This is a genomic window from Spirillospora sp. NPDC048911, from assembly GCF_043198015.1.
In the GTDB taxonomy this organism is placed as follows: Bacteria; Actinomycetota; Actinomycetes; order Streptosporangiales; family Streptosporangiaceae; genus Spirillospora.
On sequence record NZ_JBICUD010000005.1, the window covers coordinates 774347 to 791897 of the forward strand.

29 protein-coding genes are annotated in these 17551 nt (G+C 67.7%); 2 read left to right on the forward strand and 27 right to left on the reverse strand.

All coding sequences use genetic code 11. The features are described from left to right. Positions 1–194: 194 nt before the first annotated feature. The 8 genes from truA to infA form a co-directional block, all read right to left on the reverse strand. A complete protein-coding gene (gene truA / locus ACGFNU_RS26390) occupies positions 195–1046 on the reverse strand; it encodes a tRNA pseudouridine(38-40) synthase TruA (protein WP_392597673.1) in 852 nt (283 codons plus the stop codon). Between the two features lie 197 nt (positions 1047–1243). After that, complete coding sequence (gene rplQ, locus ACGFNU_RS26395; protein WP_392597675.1) at positions 1244–1747, reverse strand: 50S ribosomal protein L17; 504 nt, start codon at positions 1745–1747, stop codon at positions 1244–1246. Between the two features lie 191 nt (positions 1748–1938). Beyond that, a complete protein-coding gene (locus tag ACGFNU_RS26400; protein ID WP_131741171.1) occupies positions 1939–2952 on the reverse strand; it encodes a DNA-directed RNA polymerase subunit alpha in 1014 nt (337 codons plus the stop codon). 117 nt (positions 2953–3069) lie between these two features. Beyond that, positions 3070–3699, reverse strand: a complete 630-nt coding sequence (gene rpsD / locus ACGFNU_RS26405) for a 30S ribosomal protein S4 (RefSeq protein ID WP_392597677.1) — start codon at positions 3697–3699, stop codon at positions 3070–3072. Between the two features lie 22 nt (positions 3700–3721). Continuing rightward, on the reverse strand, positions 3722–4123 hold the full coding sequence (rpsK, locus tag ACGFNU_RS26410; protein ID WP_021596710.1) for a 30S ribosomal protein S11: 402 nt from the start codon (positions 4121–4123) through the stop codon (positions 3722–3724). 54 nt (positions 4124–4177) lie between these two features. After that, positions 4178–4558, reverse strand: a complete 381-nt coding sequence (gene rpsM, locus ACGFNU_RS26415) for a 30S ribosomal protein S13 (RefSeq protein WP_392597679.1) — start codon at positions 4556–4558, stop codon at positions 4178–4180. Between the two features lie 197 nt (positions 4559–4755). Further along, entirely contained in the window at positions 4756–4869 is a 114-nt protein-coding gene (gene rpmJ / locus ACGFNU_RS26420; protein ID WP_018657566.1) for a 50S ribosomal protein L36, read from the reverse strand. A gap of 65 nt (positions 4870–4934) precedes the next feature. Then, complete coding sequence (gene infA / locus ACGFNU_RS26425) at positions 4935–5156, reverse strand: translation initiation factor IF-1 (protein ID WP_018657567.1); 222 nt, start codon at positions 5154–5156, stop codon at positions 4935–4937. 271 nt (positions 5157–5427) lie between these two features. Here infA and ACGFNU_RS26430 point away from each other — a divergent pair, with 271 nt between their 5' ends. Continuing rightward, positions 5428–5976, forward strand: a complete 549-nt coding sequence (locus ACGFNU_RS26430) for a hypothetical protein (protein ID WP_392597682.1) — start codon at positions 5428–5430, stop codon at positions 5974–5976. Positions 5977–6274: 298 nt separating this feature from the next. Next, a complete protein-coding gene (locus ACGFNU_RS26435; RefSeq protein ID WP_392597683.1) occupies positions 6275–7084 on the forward strand; it encodes a phosphodiesterase in 810 nt (269 codons plus the stop codon). A 111-nt stretch (positions 7085–7195) separates the two neighbouring features. Here the strand turns inward: ACGFNU_RS26435 and ACGFNU_RS26440 are convergent, their stop codons facing one another. The 19 genes from ACGFNU_RS26440 to rplV all read right to left on the reverse strand — a co-directional run bounded on the left by ACGFNU_RS26440 (position 7196) and on the right by rplV (position 17544). Continuing rightward, positions 7196–7633, reverse strand: coding sequence for a DUF1707 domain-containing protein (locus ACGFNU_RS26440; RefSeq protein ID WP_392597685.1), 438 nt, complete (start codon positions 7631–7633; stop codon positions 7196–7198). 31 nt (positions 7634–7664) lie between these two features. Then, entirely contained in the window at positions 7665–8474 is an 810-nt protein-coding gene (gene map, locus ACGFNU_RS26445; RefSeq protein WP_392597770.1) for a type I methionyl aminopeptidase, read from the reverse strand. 29 nt (positions 8475–8503) lie between these two features. After that, positions 8504–9157 carry an adenylate kinase gene (locus ACGFNU_RS26450; protein ID WP_392597687.1) on the reverse strand — a complete coding sequence of 218 codons (654 nt, stop codon included), beginning with the start codon at positions 9155–9157 and terminating at the stop codon, positions 8504–8506. Then, complete coding sequence (gene secY / locus ACGFNU_RS26455) at positions 9157–10551, reverse strand: preprotein translocase subunit SecY (protein ID WP_392597689.1); 1395 nt, start codon at positions 10549–10551, stop codon at positions 9157–9159. The genes ACGFNU_RS26450 and secY overlap by 1 nt, the downstream gene beginning before the upstream one ends. Before the next feature lie 498 nt (positions 10552–11049). Next, positions 11050–11529 carry a 50S ribosomal protein L15 gene (gene rplO / locus ACGFNU_RS26460; protein WP_392597691.1) on the reverse strand — a complete coding sequence of 160 codons (480 nt, stop codon included), beginning with the start codon at positions 11527–11529 and terminating at the stop codon, positions 11050–11052. Between the two features lies 1 nt (position 11530). After that, positions 11531–11713: a 50S ribosomal protein L30 gene (gene rpmD / locus ACGFNU_RS26465; RefSeq protein ID WP_358412008.1), complete on the reverse strand. Its 183-nt coding sequence runs from the start codon at positions 11711–11713 to the stop codon at positions 11531–11533. Continuing rightward, positions 11710–12336 (reverse strand): 30S ribosomal protein S5, encoded by a 627-nt coding sequence (gene rpsE / locus ACGFNU_RS26470; protein ID WP_392597772.1) that lies wholly within the window; start codon positions 12334–12336, stop codon positions 11710–11712. The genes rpmD and rpsE overlap by 4 nt, the downstream gene beginning before the upstream one ends. Before the next feature lie 34 nt (positions 12337–12370). After that, on the reverse strand, positions 12371–12757 hold the full coding sequence (rplR, locus tag ACGFNU_RS26475; protein ID WP_392597694.1) for a 50S ribosomal protein L18: 387 nt from the start codon (positions 12755–12757) through the stop codon (positions 12371–12373). A gap of 2 nt (positions 12758–12759) precedes the next feature. After that, positions 12760–13296, reverse strand: a complete 537-nt coding sequence (rplF, locus tag ACGFNU_RS26480; protein WP_392597696.1) for a 50S ribosomal protein L6 — start codon at positions 13294–13296, stop codon at positions 12760–12762. Positions 13297–13312: 16 nt separating this feature from the next. Beyond that, positions 13313–13711, reverse strand: a complete 399-nt coding sequence (gene rpsH / locus ACGFNU_RS26485) for a 30S ribosomal protein S8 (RefSeq protein ID WP_151558944.1) — start codon at positions 13709–13711, stop codon at positions 13313–13315. A 155-nt stretch (positions 13712–13866) separates the two neighbouring features. Then, the gene (locus tag ACGFNU_RS26490; RefSeq protein WP_067454638.1) at positions 13867–14052 is read right to left on the reverse strand and encodes a type Z 30S ribosomal protein S14; all 186 of its coding nucleotides are present in this window, start codon (positions 14050–14052) and stop codon (positions 13867–13869) included. A 2-nt stretch (positions 14053–14054) separates the two neighbouring features. After that, positions 14055–14630, reverse strand: a complete 576-nt coding sequence (gene rplE / locus ACGFNU_RS26495) for a 50S ribosomal protein L5 (protein ID WP_392597698.1) — start codon at positions 14628–14630, stop codon at positions 14055–14057. Between the two features lies 1 nt (position 14631). Beyond that, the gene (gene rplX, locus ACGFNU_RS26500) at positions 14632–14940 is read right to left on the reverse strand and encodes a 50S ribosomal protein L24 (RefSeq protein ID WP_392597700.1); all 309 of its coding nucleotides are present in this window, start codon (positions 14938–14940) and stop codon (positions 14632–14634) included. After that, positions 14940–15308 carry a 50S ribosomal protein L14 gene (rplN, locus tag ACGFNU_RS26505; RefSeq protein ID WP_026414311.1) on the reverse strand — a complete coding sequence of 123 codons (369 nt, stop codon included), beginning with the start codon at positions 15306–15308 and terminating at the stop codon, positions 14940–14942. Before rplN ends, rplX begins: the two co-directional genes overlap by 1 nt. A 67-nt stretch (positions 15309–15375) precedes the next feature. After that, positions 15376–15645 carry a 30S ribosomal protein S17 gene (gene rpsQ, locus ACGFNU_RS26510; protein ID WP_392597703.1) on the reverse strand — a complete coding sequence of 90 codons (270 nt, stop codon included), beginning with the start codon at positions 15643–15645 and terminating at the stop codon, positions 15376–15378. Continuing rightward, positions 15638–15886, reverse strand: a complete 249-nt coding sequence (gene rpmC / locus ACGFNU_RS26515) for a 50S ribosomal protein L29 (RefSeq protein WP_392597705.1) — start codon at positions 15884–15886, stop codon at positions 15638–15640. The genes rpsQ and rpmC overlap by 8 nt, the downstream gene beginning before the upstream one ends. Continuing rightward, positions 15886–16305 carry a 50S ribosomal protein L16 gene (gene rplP, locus ACGFNU_RS26520; protein ID WP_392597706.1) on the reverse strand — a complete coding sequence of 140 codons (420 nt, stop codon included), beginning with the start codon at positions 16303–16305 and terminating at the stop codon, positions 15886–15888. The genes rpmC and rplP overlap by 1 nt, the downstream gene beginning before the upstream one ends. 7 nt (positions 16306–16312) lie before the next feature. Continuing rightward, positions 16313–17167, reverse strand: a complete 855-nt coding sequence (rpsC, locus tag ACGFNU_RS26525; protein WP_392597707.1) for a 30S ribosomal protein S3 — start codon at positions 17165–17167, stop codon at positions 16313–16315. Next, entirely contained in the window at positions 17167–17544 is a 378-nt protein-coding gene (rplV, locus tag ACGFNU_RS26530; protein WP_392597709.1) for a 50S ribosomal protein L22, read from the reverse strand. The genes rpsC and rplV overlap by 1 nt, the downstream gene beginning before the upstream one ends. Positions 17545–17551 lie beyond the last annotated feature (7 nt).

The window sequence follows — 17551 nt, forward strand, 5'->3', positions numbered from 1 at the left end:
AACGCGCAACCGGAAGGGACGACGGTCGCCTCAGAACGCACAGCTGGACGCAGCGGCGGTCGCATGAGACGCGCAGCCGGAAGAGGCGGCGGTCGCGTCAGGGCGCGGCCAGAAGGGGCGATCGCGTCAGAACGCGCGGCCGGACGGAGCGGCAGTCGCCTCAGGACGCGCAGCTGGACGAAGCGACGGTCGTGTCAGGAGGCGCAGCTGGAGGGGTCGGCGGTCGCGTTGAGTGTTCGCACCCGGCGGGTCTCCTGGGCTCGCTGGGCCAGCCCCTCGTCGTCGGGGTAGCTGATCTCCTCTAGCGAGAGGCCGTGCGCGGGCGCCACGTTCACCGCCGAGTCGCGGACGCGCGCGGCCAGCACCTCCGACGGCCACTCGACCTCGCGCCGCCCGTCGCCCACCATCAGCAGCGCCCCCACCATCGCGCGGACCATCGAGTGGCAGAACGCGTCGGCCTGGACGGTCGCCGCCGCGATGTGCCTGCTCTCGCGTTCCCACTCGTACTTCAGCAGCCGCCGGATGGTGGTCGCGCCCTCACGCTTGCGGCAGTACGCGGCGAAGTCGTGTTCGCCCAGCAACAGCGCCGTGGCCCCGTTCATGCGGTCCAGGTTGAGGGGCCGCGGGTGCCAGAGCACGTCGTGGCGGCGCAGTGGATCGACGCCCACAGGGTCGTCGCAGACGCGGTAGACGTACCGGCGTGACAGGGCGGAGAAGCGCGCGTCGAACCCGTCGGGGGCCACCGACACCCGCCGGACCCGCACGTCCGCCGGCAGCAGCCCGGCCAGGCGGCGCGGCATGGTGCCGTTGATCGCGGAGTACGCGGCGACGGGGATGACCAGGTGGGCCACCTGGCCGCGCGCGTGCACGCCCGCGTCCGTCCGGCCGGCCACGGTGAGGACCGGCGGCGGGTCGAGGCGCAGCAGCCGGGCCAGCGCGTCCTCGATCACGCCCTGGACGGTGCGCTGCCCGGGCTGGCGGGCCCAGCCCGCGAAACCCGACCCGTCGTAGCTGATGTCGAGCCGGAGTCGTACCAATGCGGTCATGTCAGCTTGGGATTCCTTCTCCAACGCCGCTGCCTCTGTCCTGCGGGATGCTCAGGTGAGCACCTGGGACATGATCCTCCGCGGGTCGTCGTCTCCATGGATCAGTCTGGCAAAGATCAGGCCCGCCGTCTCGTATCAGACGGCGGGCCTGTCGATGTCGTGCCAGGGAAGGTACGACAACCTGCGGTGTTACAGCGTCACTCGGACTTTTCGGCCTGAGCCTCGGCGTCGGTCGCCTCGGGGGCGTCGTCGGCCTTGGCGGTGTCGACCTTGGCGGTGTCGACCTTGTCCTCGGTCTTCTGCTCGGCCGGAGCCGGCTTGGCGGAGGCCGTGGAGGCGGTCAGCTCCTCCTGCACCAGCTCGATGACGGCCATGGGGGCGTTGTCGCCCTTGCGCGGACCGAGCTTGGTGATGCGGGTGTAGCCGCCGGGACGGTTCTCGAACTTCGGCGCGATCTCGGTGAAGAGCTCGTGCAGAACGCTCTTGTCGCGGATCGTCTTGGCCACCAGGCGACGGTTGTGCAGGTCGCCCTTCTTGGCCTTGGTGATCAGCTTCTCCGCCAGCGGGCGGACCCGGCGGGCCTTGGCCTCGGTGGTGGTGATGCGGCCGTGCTCGAAGAGAGCCGTGGCCAGGTTGGCCAGGATCAGCTTCTGGTGCGCGGCGCTGCCGCCGAGGCGGGCACCCTTGGTGGGCTGAGGCATGTCGTTTCCTTCCTGCACCGGCCGTGTCAGGTACCGGTGTCAGCTCATGGCCGCACCGGCCGGATGAGGTACCGGTGCAAGCTCTTTCCGCGCCGGCCGGATCAGGTACCGGCGACGGGCCGAGCCCACCGCGGCCGGGAGGGAACCCCCGGCCGCGACGGGGCCTTACGTGTCGTGCGTGATCAGGTCGATCAGTACTGCTCGGTCTCGGCGTAGCTCTGGTCGTCGTCGCCGTAGTTGTCCGCCGCCGCGCTCGGGTCGAACCCGGGCGGGGAGTCCTTGAGCGACAGCCCCATGTCGTTGAGCTTCTGCTTGACCTCTTCGATCGACTTGGCGCCGAAATTCCTTATATCCAAGAGGTCCTGCTCGCTGCGGGCGACCAACTCGCCCACAGAGTGGATGCCCTCGCGCTTGAGGCAGTTGTACGACCGCACCGTGAGGTTGAGCTCCTCGATCGGCAGGGCCAGGTCCGCGGCGAGCGCGGCGTCCGTCGGGGACGGGCCCATGTCGATGCCCTCGGCCTCGACGTTGAGCTCCCGGGCCAGGCCGAACAGCTCGACCAGGGTCTTGCCGGCGGAGGCGACCGCGTCACGCGGAAGCATCGCCTGCTTGGTCTCGACGTCCAGGATCAGGCGGTCGAAGTCGGTGCGCTGCTCGACTCGGGTCGCCTCGACCTTGTAGGTGACCTTGAGCACGGGCGAGTAGATGGAGTCGATCGGAATCCGGCCGATCTCCTGGCCCGGCTGCTTGTTCTGGGCGGCCGAGACGTAGCCGCGGCCGCGCTCGACCGTCAGCTCCATCTCCAGCTTGGCCTTGTTGTTGAGCGTGGCGATGTGGAGGTCGGGGTTGTGGACCTCGACGCCCGCCGGCGGCGCGATGTCGGCCGCGGTGACCTCACCGGGGCCCTGCTTGCGCAGGTACATGACCACGGGCTCGTCGTGCTCGGAGGAGACGACCAGTTCCTTGAGGTTCAGGATGATGTCGGTGACGTCCTCCTTGACCCCGGGGACGGTCGAGAACTCGTGCAGCACGCCCTCGATGCGGATGCTGGTGACGGCCGCGCCGGGGATCGAGGAGAGCAGGGTACGACGCAGCGAGTTGCCGATCGTGTAGCCGAAGCCCGGCTCCAGCGGCTCGATGGTGAACCGCGACCGGTACTCGTCGACCTGCTCTTCGGTGAGAGTCGGACGCTGAGCGATGAGCATGGTGTGAACCTTCTTTCCGCGGTGCCCGCTATATGACGACCGCAGTGACTATCTTTCCGCCCCGACGCCGTGATCACACCCCGTACAGGAGCATGATCACGGCGACGGAAAGAGCTCTTACTTGGAGTAGAGCTCGACGATCAGCTGCTCCTGGACCGGCGCGTCGATCTGCTGCCGGACCGGGAGGGAGTGCACGAGGATGCGCATGGCGCCCTCGGTGACGACCCCGAGCCACGCCGGGACCTGGCCCTCGCCGGCCTCCGCGCGGGCGACCACGAACGGGGTCATCTCGAGCGACTTCTGCCGGACCTCGACGATGTCGGCCTCGCTGACCAGGAAGGACGGGATGTCGACCTTCTTGCCGTTGACCTTGAGGTGGCCGTGGCGGATCAGCTGGCGGGCCGCGTCGCGGGACTTGGCGAAGCCGGCGCGGTAGACGACGTTGTCGAGACGGCGCTCGAGCAGGGTGAGAAGGTTCTCACCCGTCTTGCCGCCCTGGCGGTTGGCCTCGACGTAGTAGTTGCTGAACTGGCGCTCGAGCACGCCGTAGATGCGCTTGGCCTTCTGCTTCTCGCGCAGCTGGAGCAGGTACTCGGTCTCCTTGGGACGACCGCGGCCGTGCTCACCCGGCGGGTAGGGCCGGATCTCGATCGGGCACTTGGGCCCCATGCACTTGCTGCCCTTGAGGAACAGCTTCATCTTCTCCCGACGGCAAAGCTTGCAGTCGGCACCCGTGTAACGAGCCATTGTTCTAGATCTCCCCTGCCACTCAGACCCGGCGACGCTTCGGCGGGCGGCAGCCGTTGTGCGGAACCGGCGTGACGTCCTGGATCGAGCCCACCTCGAGGCCGGTCGCCTGCAGCGACCGGATGGCGGTCTCGCGGCCCGAGCCCGGGCCCTTCACGAAGACGTCGACCTTCCGCATGCCGTGCTCCATGGCGCGCCGGGCGGCGGCCTCGGCGGCCTGCTGGGCGGCGAACGGAGTGGACTTGCGCGAGCCCTTGAAGCCCACGTGGCCCGAGGAGGCCCAGGAGATCACGTTCCCGTTGGGGTCGGTGATCGAGACGATCGTGTTGTTGAACGTGCTCTTGATGTGGGCGTGCCCGTGAGCGACGTTCTTCTTTTCCTTGCGGCGCACCTTCTTGGCGCCGACACGGCTCTTAGGAGGCATGTGCTCTCTCTACTCTGAGGTCATCGATCCAGCTCGGACCGAGGTCCGGGCGGACTACTTCTTGCCGGCCTTCTTCTTGCCGGCCACGGTCTTCTTCTTGCCCTTGCGGGTACGCGCGTTGGTCTGCGTGCGCTGACCGTGCACGGGGAGACCGCGGCGGTGCCGGATCCCCTGGTAGCTACCGATCTCGATCTTGCGGCGGATGTCCGCCTGGATCTCGCGGCGAAGGTCACCCTCGACCTTGTAGTTCGCCTCGATCCAGTCACGGAGCTTGACCAGTTCGTCGTCGCCGAGCTGGTGCACCCGCAGGTCCGGGTTGACGCCGGTGTTCTTCAGCGTCTCCTGGGCGCGGGTACGACCGACACCGAAGACGTAGGTGAGAGCGATCTCGACGCGCTTGTCACGCGGGAGATCGACGCCGAGGAGGCGTGCCATCGTGGGCAGTTCCCTTCATTGGCGGAGGTATCGACGCATCGCGATCCGCTCACACCCTGCCCGGGTGGCGGCCTCGGCCTCCGTCCGAGGGTCTCCCTTCACACGACCGTGCCGTACGACCTGATCTTGCGACCAGATACGTACGGCGCCGTGCGAAGCTTGCGATGCGCTGGATTTACTTGTGCGTCAGGGACGCGTCAGCCCTGGCGCTGCTTGTGGCGCGGGTCGGAGCAGATGACCATGACCCGGCCGTGCCGGCGAATGACGCGGCACTTCTGGCAGATCTTCTTGACGCTCGGCTTGACCTTCACTGGGTCTCCTAGGGATCAGGGTCACCCCTGCGCCGCCACGCACAGGGAAGGCAACCCCAGTGGGATTACTTGTAGCGGTAGACGATCCGACCACGCGTGAGGTCGTAGGGGCTCAGCTCCACGACGACGCGGTCGTCCGGCAGGATCCGGATGTAGTGCATCCGCATCTTGCCGCTGATGTGGGCGAGCACCTTGTGCCCGTTGTCGAGCTCCACCCGGAACATGGCGTTCGGGAGGGACTCGATGACGGTGCCCTCGATCTCGATGGCGCCTTCCTTCTTGGGCATGTCCTCCGCGCTTCACTGATCGGCTCATTGGACTCGGACCGCGCACACCGAAGGGATGTCCCAGAGGTGAACCGGCCGCACCCATGCCACGTCACCGGAAGGTTCGGGCTGGATTCTGGCGGCCGAAAACGGACCGACATAGGAGTCTACGTCACCCGGCCACCGAATGTGAAATCAGCACATGATCCGGCACCGGAGACCGCTCCCGACCCAAGCATACAGCGCTCACGCGTTGTACCTTTCCAGGAGAGATACGACAGGGAGGGTCAGCATGCCGAGCTATGACTTCGCGCTGATCCTCAGCCGTCCGCTCTACGAGGACGAGCTTGATCCCTTGTTCGACCGCACCCACGGCCAGGTGACCGTCTCGATCATCAGCGAGCCGCACCACGCCGATCGTCCGGGCAACGCCACCTGCACCTGGCAGGGCCCGACGCTGGCCACCGCGATCATGGAAGTGATCGCGCACGTCGAGTCCAGCGCCCCCGGCCTCCACGTCGAACGGGTCGAGGCCGATCCGCTCCTCACCATCCGCGACATCGCCGAGCGGGTCGGCCGCACGACCGACTCGGTGCGCCTGGCCATCACCGGCGCCCGCGGCGCGGGCGGTTTCCCCGCCTCCGAGCTCTCCAGCGCCGGGCACCGGCTCTGGCGCTGGTCCAAGGTCGCCGCCTGGTACGACCTCGACGACCCGCAGCTCCGCGAGGCCTGGCCCACCGCCCGTGCGATCAACGGCTGGCTGGCGCTGCGCGACGTGGTGCCCGACGTCGCCCCGGCCCCCGAAGCGATCACCAACGCCCTCTCGGCGGTCGTCGCCTGAGACCCGGCCCTCGAGCGCCCAGGGGCCGGCTCCCGAGCGAGCCGGAGACCCGGCGGGCGGTACCGATCGCGGGCGCCGCGCGGGCTGTCGCTATTGTGCGGATCATCGGTTCCCCCGGGCCGGCTCCACTGACGTACGGAGCCGTCGATCTTCTTGACTCCGCGCCAAGTCGACACCGCGGTCACTCGGACGCAAAGATCGTTCCAGCACTCCGTCCGGTCCCCCGGCTCCCGACCGGTCCGGCCGCCCCGTGCGCCGCCCGTGGGTCCGTGATGTGCTTATCGAGGGGGAGGGATCAATGGCGATCATCGCGCAGCTCAGCGACATCCATCTGGCCGCGGGCAAGAGCGGTGAGGTGGACGACGACTCCGGCCCCGTGCGAGCCCTGCGTGCGGCCGTCTCCAGCCTCCTCGCGCTGCCCGCGCGGCCCGACGCCGTGGTGCTCACCGGCGACCTCGCCGACGGCGGGCGGCCCGCCGAGTACGCCCGCCTGCACGCGCTGCTGTCGCCGCTGCCGATGGCGGTCTATCCGCTGCCCGGCAACCACGACGACCGCGACGCGCTGCGCGCCGCGTTCAAGGACCACCCGGCGGTGGCCGGATCGGGCCAGGACGGCTCGCCGGTGCAGTACGCGGTGGACGTGAACGGCGTCCGCCTCGTCTGCTGCGACACCACGGTCAGCGGCAACCCGCACGGCGAGATGGACGACGAGCGCCTGGCCTGGCTGGAGGCCACCCTCGCCGCCGCGCCCGAAACCCCGACGGTCGTCGCCACCCATCACCCGCCGTACCGCATCGGGATCCGCTTCATCGACGACATGCGCTTCGCCGACACCGCCGGCTTCGCCGAGCTCCTCGCCCGCCACCCGCAGGTGGTCCGGGTGATCAGCGGCCACGTGCACCGCGGCTCGGTGGGATCGCTCGGCACGACGGTCTGCACGACCTGCCCCAGCACCTACCGCCAGCTCTTCCTGGACCTCACCCGCCCCGGCAGGGCCGCGGTGACCGGCGAGCCCGCGGGCTTCGCCGTCCACCTCATCGCGGACGGGACGGCGACAACCCACTTCGTGCCCACGGGCAACTACCGCCCCCTCATGGACGTCGAGTAGAACGCGGCGGTGAGCGGCCGGGGCACGGCAGGCCCGTAGTCGCGGCGAGGCGCCATCGTCGCCGCAAAGGGCCGGGCCTGCCGCGGGCACTGTCGTTGCCGTCGGGGAGGCTCAGTCGTTGCGGTGGGGGCCGAAGATCGTGCGCATGAGCAGGATGGCGCCCCAGGGGCCCGCCACCCACAGGAACCACGGGTAGACCGCACCGCTCGTCACCGCGACGATCAGCCAGACGGTGAAGCAGATCGCGCTGACCGAGGCCCAGCCCGCCCACATGGCCGCTGGGCCGGTCATGGAGAGGTCGCCCGAGCTCCGTTTGGCGGGCACGCGCGTCGAACGCTGAGAGGCCGGGACGGGGAGCGCGTACAGGTCCTCCTCGGGCAGGTCCGCGGTGACCCGCTGGAGGGCGCCGACGGTCCGGGCCGCGTAGGTGGCCTCCAGCCGCTCGTGGAGCTCGTCCATGGTGATGCGGCCCTCGGCACAGTGCTCGCGCAGGGACGTGGCAACACGATCCCGGTCGGCGTCCGAGGCGCGCATCTCAGGGTTCGTCATGCCCACCCCTTCGGGGGATCAGGATTCGGTCCTATTCCCCAAGCTTGGCGAACCACTCCCGGCCCTCGTCAAGAGCCGTCAGGACGCGGGGGCCGTCCGCGGTCACGGCGAACGTGTGCTCGAAGTGCGCGGAGTACCGGCCGTCCGTGGTGACCACGGTCCAGCCGTCCGCCAGCTCGGCCGTCTCCTTGGTGCCGAGGTTGACCATCGGCTCGACCGCGAAGCACATCCCGGCCTCCAGCACGGGGCCGTGGCCGGGCGCGCCGTGGTTGGGGATCAGCGGGTCCATGTGCATCTCTGTCCCGATGCCGTGGCCGCCGTAGCCCTCAACGATGCCGTAGCGGCCCTGAGAGCGAATGTAGGACTCGATCGCGTGCGACATGTCCGTGAGCCTGGCCCCGTCGACACCGGCCCTCAGACCGTGCCACAGGGACGTTTCGGTGACGTCCAGGAGCGTGGCCAGCTCCGGGGTGATCTCCCCCACCGGAACGGTGACCGCCGCGTCGCCGTGCCAGCCCTCGACGATCGCGCCGCAGTCGATCGAGATGATGTCGCCGTCCTTGAGCACCTTGGTGTCGCGCGGGATGCCGTGCACGATCTCCTCGTTCACCGAGGCGCAGATCGTGCCGGTGAAGCCGTGGTAACCCTTGAACGAGGGGATGCCACCGTGGTCGCGGATGTTCTGCTCGGCGAGCGTGTCCAGATCGAGCGTGGTGATGCCCGGCTTGACCGCCTCGCGCAGCAGCTGCAGCGTCTCGCCGACCAGCAGGCCCGCCTTGCGCATCAGCTCGATCTGCTCGGCGGTCTTCAGCTGGATGACGGGCTTGCGCCGCTTGAACATGTCTCCCCCTGGATCGTGGTCTTCAGGGGTCATTTCTCCAGAGGGCGCAGCTCGTCCAGCGCGCGCTTGGTGACCTCCTCGACCGGACCGGTCGCGTCGATACCCTTCAGGATGCCTTCATCGGCATAGAACTGGACGAGCGGGGCCGTTTGTTCCTGGTAGACCTCGAGCCGATGGCGGACGACGCCTTCCTTGTCGTCGTCGCGCTGGAACAGGTGGCCGCCGCAGTCGTCGCAGACGTCGTCCTTCTTGTCGTCGAAGTCGACGTGCCAGATGCGCCCGCAGCGCTCGCAGGTGCGCCGGCCCGACAGCCGCCGGACGACCTCGTCCTCGTCGACGACGAGCTCCAGCACGATGTCGAGCTTGGCGTCGAAGTCGGCGGACAGGATCTTCTTCAGCGTCTCGGCCTGGGGCACGTTGCGCGGGAAGCCGTCCAGCAGGAACCCGTCGCGCGCATCGTCCTCGGCGAGCCGGTCGCGCACCATCGCGATGGTGACCTCGTCGGGGACGAGGTCACCGCGGTCCATGTACTGCTTGGCCTGCCGGCCGAGCTCGGTACCGCCGCTCACGTTGGCGCGGAAGATGTCACCTGTCGAGATCTTCGGGATGGACAGATGCGATGCGATGAACTGGGCCTGTGTCCCCTTGCCCGCTCCCGGGGGGCCCACCAGCACGATACGCACTACCGGAGGAAGCCCTCGTAGTTACGCTGCTGCAACTGAGATTCGACCTGCTTCACGGTATCCAGCCCAACGCCGACGACGATGAGAATGCTCGTCCCACCGAACGGGAAGTCGTTGGTCGCCTCTAGGAGCGCGAACGCCACCATCGGGATCAGTGCGACGAGCCCCAGGTAGAGCGCACCGGGAGTGGTGATCCGGGTCAGCACGTAGTCGAGGTACTCGGCGGTCGGCCGGCCCGGACGGATGCCTGGGATGAACCCACCATACTTCTTCATGTTGTCGGCTACTTCAGTGGGGTTGAACGTGATCGCCACGTAGAAGTAGGTGAAGAAGACGATGAAGCCGAAGAAGACCGCCATGTGCCAGGCGTTGTCGGGCCGCAGGTAGGGCGCGAGCGTCTGGTTGAGGAACTTGTTGTTGGGCCACAGCTGCGTCGCGAGCTGGGGCAGGTAGAGCAGCGACGAGGCGAAGATCACCGGGATGATGCCGGCCTGGTTCACCTTGAGGGGGATGTAGGTCGAGGTGCCGCCGTACATGCGGCGGCCGACCATCCGCTTGGCGTACTGCACCGGGATGCGGCGCTGGGCCTGCTCGACGAAGACGACGCCGGCCATGATCGCGATGCCGACGAGGATCACGAGGGCGAACACGAAGGGGGTCTTGGTCTGGTAGATGCCCCAGAACTGCGCCGGGAAGACCGCGACCACCTGGGTGAAGATCAGGATCGACATGCCGTTGCCGACACCGCGGTCGGTGATCAGCTCGCCCAGCCACATGATCACGGAGGTGCCCGCCACCATCACGATGACCATGGTGATGATCGGGAACAGGCCCTCCTCGTAGAGGACGGAGTCACCGTTGCCCGCGTTGCCGAAGAGCTGGCCCGAGCTCGCCATGGCGACGATGCCGGTGGCCTGGAGGATCGCCAGGGCGACCGTCAGATAACGCGTGTACTGCGTGATCTTGGTCGTGCCGGCCTGGCCCTCCTTCTTCAGGGCCTCAAGACGGGGAATCACGACGGTCAGCAGCTGCAGGATGATGCTCGCGGTGATGTAGGGCATGATCCCCAGCGCGAACACCGACAACTTCAGCAGCGCTCCACCGCTGAACAGATCGACCAACTGGAGGGTCTGCCCCTGCGAACCCTTCTTCGCCGCGTCGGCGGTCTGCTTCAAGACCTCGACGTTCACGTTCGGCGTCGGGAGGATCGCGCCGATCCGGAACACCACGATGATGAAGAGCGTGAACAGTATCTTTTTACGCAGGTCAGGCGTACGGAAAGCCCGAGCGAACGCGGTCAGCACAATTCCTCCTGCATGACCTGCACCATTGCGGCAGAGTCGATCTGGATCCAGTCCCGGGGTGAGCGACACCGACGTCCCGCCCAGGCGCATACCTTATCTTGCCCGGCGAGCCCACTCACCCTCACCGAAGCGAGACGGCTCCGCCCAGGGTAGCGGTTCCGTGGGCCACTTCGAACCTTCGGCGCTTCCGCGGCCGAGCGGCCCGTTCCGTGCGGCGAGCCCCCGGCCGCCGGCGACTGATCCTCCGCACGCCGGCTCGCACGTCAAACGGGGTCGAGACGTCACGAAGGCGTGGCAGGGACGGCGCACGACGTGCCTGGTCATCCCCCCGAACGGGCTGATAGCACACACTCGGCCAGGGAGGGGTCCATGAGTTTCAACAGGAAACTTTGCATTCCCGCGGTCGTGGCATCTCACCGCGCCCGCCGCCCTCGCCGCCGTTTTGGATCAGACGTTTTTGTGCCGAACGAGAACACCGTGTGCCTCTTTGAGAGGATCCAGTGCCTCATCAGAGGACGGCACGGCAGGCGGCATGACGAAGGGCCTCGTGCTCCCTTTCGGGAGCGCGAGGCCCTTTGTTCGTGCTCGTTACAGCTCGTCGGTGGTGCCACCGGCTGCGGCGATCTTCTCCTTGGCGGACTTGGAGAAGGCGTTCACCTTCACCTGGACCGCGACGGAGATGTCGCCGGTACCGAGAACCTTCACCGGACGGTTGCGGCGCACCGCGCCCTTCGCCGCCAGGTCCTCGGCCGTGACCTCGCCACCCTCGGGGTAGAGCTCGGTCAGCTTGTCGAGGTTCACGACCTGGAACTCGACCCGGTTGGGGTTCTTGAAGCCCTTGAGCTTCGGAATCCGGCGGATCAGGGGCATCTGGCCGCCCTCGAACCCGACCGGAACCGTGTTGCGGGCCTTGGTGCCCTTGGTACCGCGACCTGAGGTCTTGCCCTTGGACGCCTCGCCACGGCCCTTGCGGGTCTTGGCCTTGTTGGAGCCCGGTGCCGGACGCAGGTCGTGCACCTTGAGGGGCGTGCCCTCGGTGGCCGAGTTCTCCTTGTTGAGATCAGCCATGTCAGTCGACCTCCTCGACGGTGACCAGGTGCGCCACCGTCCGGATCATGCCGAGCACCTGCGGGGTGTCCTCGCGAACGGTGCTCTGACCGATCTTCTTGAGGCCCAGGGTGCGCAGCGTGTCACGCTGGTTCTGCTTCTCCGAAATCACGGACTTGGTCTGCGTGATCTTGAGCTGGCTCATGAGGTGGTGGCCTCCGCCCGTGGCTCGCTGCCGGCGGCACGCGCCCGCAGCATGGCGGCCGGGGCGACGTCCTCGATCGGCAGGCCGCGCTTGGCCGCGATCTCCTCGGGACGCTTGAGCGCCTTCAGACCCGCGATCGTCGCGTGCACGATGTTGATCGCGTTGTCACTGCCCAGCGACTTGCTCAGCACGTCGTGGATGCCGGCGCACTCCAGCACGGCGCGCACCGGACCACCGGCGATGACACCGGTACCGGGGCTGGCCGGACGCAGCAGGACCTCGCCCGCGGCGTCCCGCTCCTGCACCAGGTGCGGGATGGTGCCCTGGATGCGCGGGACCTTGAAGAAGTGCTTCTTGGCCTCTTCGACGCCCTTGGCGATCGCCGCGGGGACTTCCTTGGCCTTGCCGTAGCCGACGCCGACGGTGCCGTTGCCGTCACCGACGATGACGAGGGCGGTGAAGCTGAAGCGACGACCACCCTTCACGACCTTGGCGACACGGTTGATCGCCACGACCTTCTCGATGTACGACTGGCCCTTGTCGGCGCCACCGCGGCGGTCGTCGCGGCGGCCGTCGCGACGGTCGCCACCCTGACCGCCACCACGCCTCTGCGCTGCCATCAGTGGTTCCTCTTCTCGTTAAGGGAAATAAGGGCCGTCACAGCTCCAGGCCCCCTTCGCGCGCACCGTCCGCGACAGCGGCGACGCGCCCGTGGTACTTGTTGCCGCCACGGTCGAAGACCACGGCGGAGACACCGGCCTCCTTGGCCCGCGCGGCGACGAGCTCGCCGACCTTGCGGGACTTGGCGGTCTTGTCGCCGGAGTCGCTGCGCAGCTCCGCCTCCATCGTCGACGCGTAGGCCAGCGTGTGGCCCGCGGTGTCGTCGATGACCTGGACGAAGACGTGCTTGGTAGAGCGGGTCACGACCAGGCGAGGACGCGCGGCGGTGCCGACGACCTTCTTCCGGACCCGCAGGTGCCGGCGCTTGCGGGACTTGGCCCGCGCCAGCGTGGCCTTTCCGGCCAGGGTCTTGGTGCCTGCCATGACTACTTACCAGCCTTTCCGACCTTGCGACGAATGTGCTCGCCCTCGTAACGCACGCCCTTGCCCTTGTACGGGTCGGGCTTGCGCAGCTTACGAATGTTGGCGGCCACCTCGCCGACCTTCTGCTTGTCGATGCCCTCGACCTTGATCTGGGTCGGCTTCTCGACGGTGAAGGTGATGCCGTCGGGCGCCTCGACCAGGATCGGGTGGCTGTAGCCCAGGGAGAACTCGATGTTCTTGCCCTTGGGAACGGCGCGGTAACCGACACCCTGGATCACGAGGGTCTTGCTGTACCCCTCGGTGACGCCGACGACCATGTTGTTGATGAGCGCACGGGTCAGGCCGTGCAGCGCGCGCACCGTGTTGACGTCGTTCGGGCGGCCGACGGTGACCGTGCCGTCCTCCAGCTGAACCTCGATCGGCTCGGCCACGACGTGGGACAGCGTGCCCTTGGGCCCCTTGACGGTGACCTCCTGGCCGTCGATCTTCACGTCGACGCCGCCGGGCACGGTGATGGGAAGTCGTCCAATACGAGACATGGTTAGAGCCCTCCCCTCACCAGACGTAGGCGAGGACTTCCCCGCCCACTCCACGCTTGCCTGCCTGCCGGTCGGTCATCAGGCCGGAGGACGTCGAGATGATCGCGATCCCCAGCCCACCGAGCACCTTCGGCAGGTTGTCCTTCTTGGCGTACACGCGCAGACCCGGCTTCGAGACGCGCTTGATGCCGGCGATCGAACGCTCACGCGTCGGACCGAACTTGAGCTCGATGTTGAGCTTCTTGCCGACCTCGGCGTCCTCGACGCTCCAGCCGGTGATGTAACCCTCCTGCTGGAGGATCTCGGCGATGTGCGCCTTGATCTTCGAGTACGGCATGGCCACCGAGTCGTGGTATGCCGAGTTGGCGTTCCGCAGACGTGTCAACATGTCCGCGATCGGGTCGGTCATCGTCATGGCCTACTGGCCCTCCCTCGCCACGGTTTCCAGGATCCGGAACCGGATCCGTGGACCTTTGGCGCGGTCGTGGGCACCTTCGTCAGATGCCCGGTGGTTATTACAGGCTGCTGCCGGCGCGGGCCGTTCCCCCGGGGGACGCGGCCCGCGGCCGATCACCAGCTCGACTTGGTGATGCCGGGAAGCTCACCGCGGTGCGCCATCTCACGGAAGCACACGCGGCAGAGGCCGAACTTCCGGTAGACGGAACGCGGACGGCCGCAGCGCGAGCAACGAGTGTACGCGCGCACGCCGAACTTGGGCTTCCGGCCCGCCTTGGCGATCAGCGACTTCTTCGCCATGCTCAGTTCTCCTTGAAGGGGAAGCCCAGGAGCTTGAGCAGCGCCCGGCCCTCGTCGTCGGTCTTGGCGGAGGTGACGAGCGTGATGTCCATGCCCCGCGAACGGTCGACCTTGTCCGGGTCGATCTCGTGGAACATGACCTGCTCGGTCAGCCCGAAGGTGTAGTTGCCGTTGCCGTCGAACTGCTTGGGCGACAAGCCGCGGAAGTCACGGATCCGGGGCAGCGCCGTGGCCAGCAGCCGGTCGAGGAACTCCCACATCCGGTCGCCGCGCAGCGTGACGTGCGCGCCGATCGGCATGCCCTCGCGCAGCTTGAACTGCGCGATGGACTTGCGGGCCCGGTTCACGGCCGGCTTCTGGCCGGTGATCGCCGAGAGGTCCTTGATGGCGCCTTCGATCAGCTTGGCGTCCTTGGCGGCGTCACCCACACCCATGTTGACCACGATCTTGGTCAGGCCGGGGATCTGCATCACGTTGGCGTAGCCGAACTGCTCCTGCATCGCCTTCGCGATCTCCTCGCGGTAGCGGAGCTTGAGCCGCGGCTGCGGGACGGGGCGCTCGGTGGCGGTCTCGGTCATGTCAGATCTCCTTGCCGGTGCGGCGCGAGACCCGGACCTTCGTGCCGTCCTCGTCGATGCGGTAGCCGATGCGAACCGGCTTGCCGTCCTCGACGAGAGCCACGTTGCTGACGTGGAGGGGCGCCTCGACCTGGACGCGCCCGCTCTCCTTGCCGGCCCGCTGGGCGTCGGCCTTGATGTTCTTGGTGATGATGTTGACGCCTTCGACGACAACACGCTCCCGGCTGCGGTCGACGCGCAGGACCTTGCCCGTGGCGCCCTTGTCCTTGCCGGCGATGACGATGACCTCGTCACCCTTCTTGATCTTCATCACAGCACCTCCGGCGCGAGCGAGATGATTCGCATGAACTTCTTCTCGCGCAGTTCGCGGCCCACCGGGCCGAAGATACGGGTGCCGCGGGGGTCGCCACCGTCCTTGATCAGGACGGCCGCGTTCTCGTCGAAGCGGATGTAGGAGCCATCGGGACGCCGACGCTCCTTGCGGGTGCGCACGACGACCGCCTTGACGACGTCACCCTTCTTAACGCCGGCGCCGGGAAGGGCGTCCTTCACCGTCGCAACGATGACGTCGCCGACTCCCGCGTAGCGCCGACCCGAGCCGCCGAGCACACGGATGCAGAGGATCTCCTTCGCACCCGTGTTGTCGGCGACCTTGAGTCGCGACTCCTGCTGGATCACGTCAACTCCTGTTCGTCACACCGGTTCTCCACCCGTTCAGCGGCGTGGAGCCTGGTGGAACCAGTAATTACTTGGCCTTCTCGAGGATCTCGACCACGCGCCAGCGCTTGCTGGCGGACAGCGGCCGGGTCTCCATGAGACGGACGCGGTCGCCGACGCCACACTCGTTGGCCTCGTCGTGCGCCTTGTACTTGGTCGTACGGCGGATCACCTTGTGGTACTTGGCGTGCTTCACGCGGTCCTCGACGGACACGACCACGGTCTTGTCCATCTTGTCGCTGACCACCAGACCCTCAAGGATCTTGCGGGTGCTCCGCTCGTCGGTCTTCTCAGTCATCGTTCTTGCCCTCCGCGGACTCCTCGGCGACCGTGACGATGCCGAGCTCCCGCTCCCGCATCACGGTGTAGATGCGTGCGATCTCGCGCTTCACGGTGCGCAGGCGGCCGTGGCTCTCCAGCTGGCCGGTGGCGGCCTGGAAACGAAGGTTGAACAGCTCCTCCTTCGCCTCCTTCAGCTTGGTGACCAGGACGTCCTCGGGCTCGGTCCGCAGATCGTCGGCGGTAAGACCCTTGGCCATCAGGACTCACCCACCTCTCGCTTAACGATCTTGCACTTCATGGGCAGTTTGTGGATCGCGCGGGTGAGCGCCTCCCGAGCGACCTGCTCGTTCGGGTAGGAGATCTCGAACATCACGCGGCCCGGCTTCACGTTGGCCACCCACCACTCGACCGAACCCTTACCGGAGCCCATCCGGGTCTCGGCGGGCTTCTTGGTCAGCGGGCGGTCCGGGAAGATGTTGATCCAGACCTTGCCACCACGCTTGATGTGGCGGGTCATGGCGATACGTGCGGCCTCGATCTGCCGGTTGGTCACGTACGCGCCCTCGACGGCCTGGATGCCGTACTCACCGAAAGTAACCTTCGTACCGCCCTTGGCCATTCCCCGGCGCTTCGGGTGGTGCTGCTTGCGGTGCTTGACCTTACGAGGGATCAGCATCGGTTATTCAGCTCCCCTCTCCAGTCGGAGCAGCCTCAGCGGCCGGCGCCGGCTGCTCGGAACTCTGCTGCTGGCGCGGCGCGCCGCCGCGCTCGCCGCCACGGCCCTCGCCGCCACGGCCACCGCGACCGCCACGGGCACCGCCACGACGGTCACCGCCGCGACGCTCGCGGCCACCGCCGCCACCGCCGCCGGCGGCGCGCTGCTGCGCGGCCTTCTGCTCGCGCTCGGCGCGGGTCGCCGCGGCCTCGCCCTTGTAGATCCACACCTTGACGCCGATGCGGCCGAAGGTCGTCCGGGCCTCGTAGAACCCGTAGTCGATGTCGGCGCGCAGCGTGTGCAGCGGGACCTGGCCCTCGCGGTAGAACTCCGACCGCGACATCTCGGCGCCGCCGAGACGGCCGGAGCACTGGACCTTGATGCCCTTGGCGCCCGACTTCATCGCGGACTGGATCGCCTTGCGCATGGCACGGCGGAACGCGACACGGCTGGACAGCTGCTCGGCCACGCCCTGCGCGACGAGCTGGGCGTCGATCTCGGGGTTCTTGACCTCGAGGATGTTCAGCCGCACCTGCTTGCCGGTGAGCTTCTCCAGGTCGCCCCGGAGGCGCTCGGCCTCGGCGCCGCGGCGGCCGATGACGATGCCCGGCCGGGCGGTGTGAATGTTGACCTCTACGCGGTCACGGGTCCGCTCGATCTCCACCTTGGAGATGCCCGCCCGGTCCATGCCCTTCTGCAGCATGCGCCGGATCTGGACGTCTTCCTTGACGTAGTCCTTGTAGAGCTTGTCGGCGAACCACACGCTCTTGTGGTCGGTGGTGATGCCGAGCCGGAACCCGTGCGGGTTGATCTTCTGACCCACTACCGGGCCCTCCTCGTCTTCTTACCGCCGGCCGCAGCGACCTCGTCCTGCGGGGCGACGACCACTGTGATGTGGCTCGTGCGCTTGTTGATGCGGTAAGCCCGACCCTGGGCGCGGGGGCGGAAACGCTTGAGCGTCGGCCCCTCGTCGACCCACGCGTGGCTGACCACGAGCGTGCCGGTGTCGAGCTTGAAGTTGTGCTCGGCGTTGGCGATGGCACTCGCGAGCACCTTGCCCACCGGCTCACTGGCGGCCTGTGGGGCGAACCGCAGCACCGCCTGCGCCTCCGCGGCGGGCAGGCCGCGGATGAGGTCCACCACGCGGCGGGCCTTCATGGGCGTGACGCGGATGAACCGCGCCTGGGCCCTGGCTTCCATCGCTGTT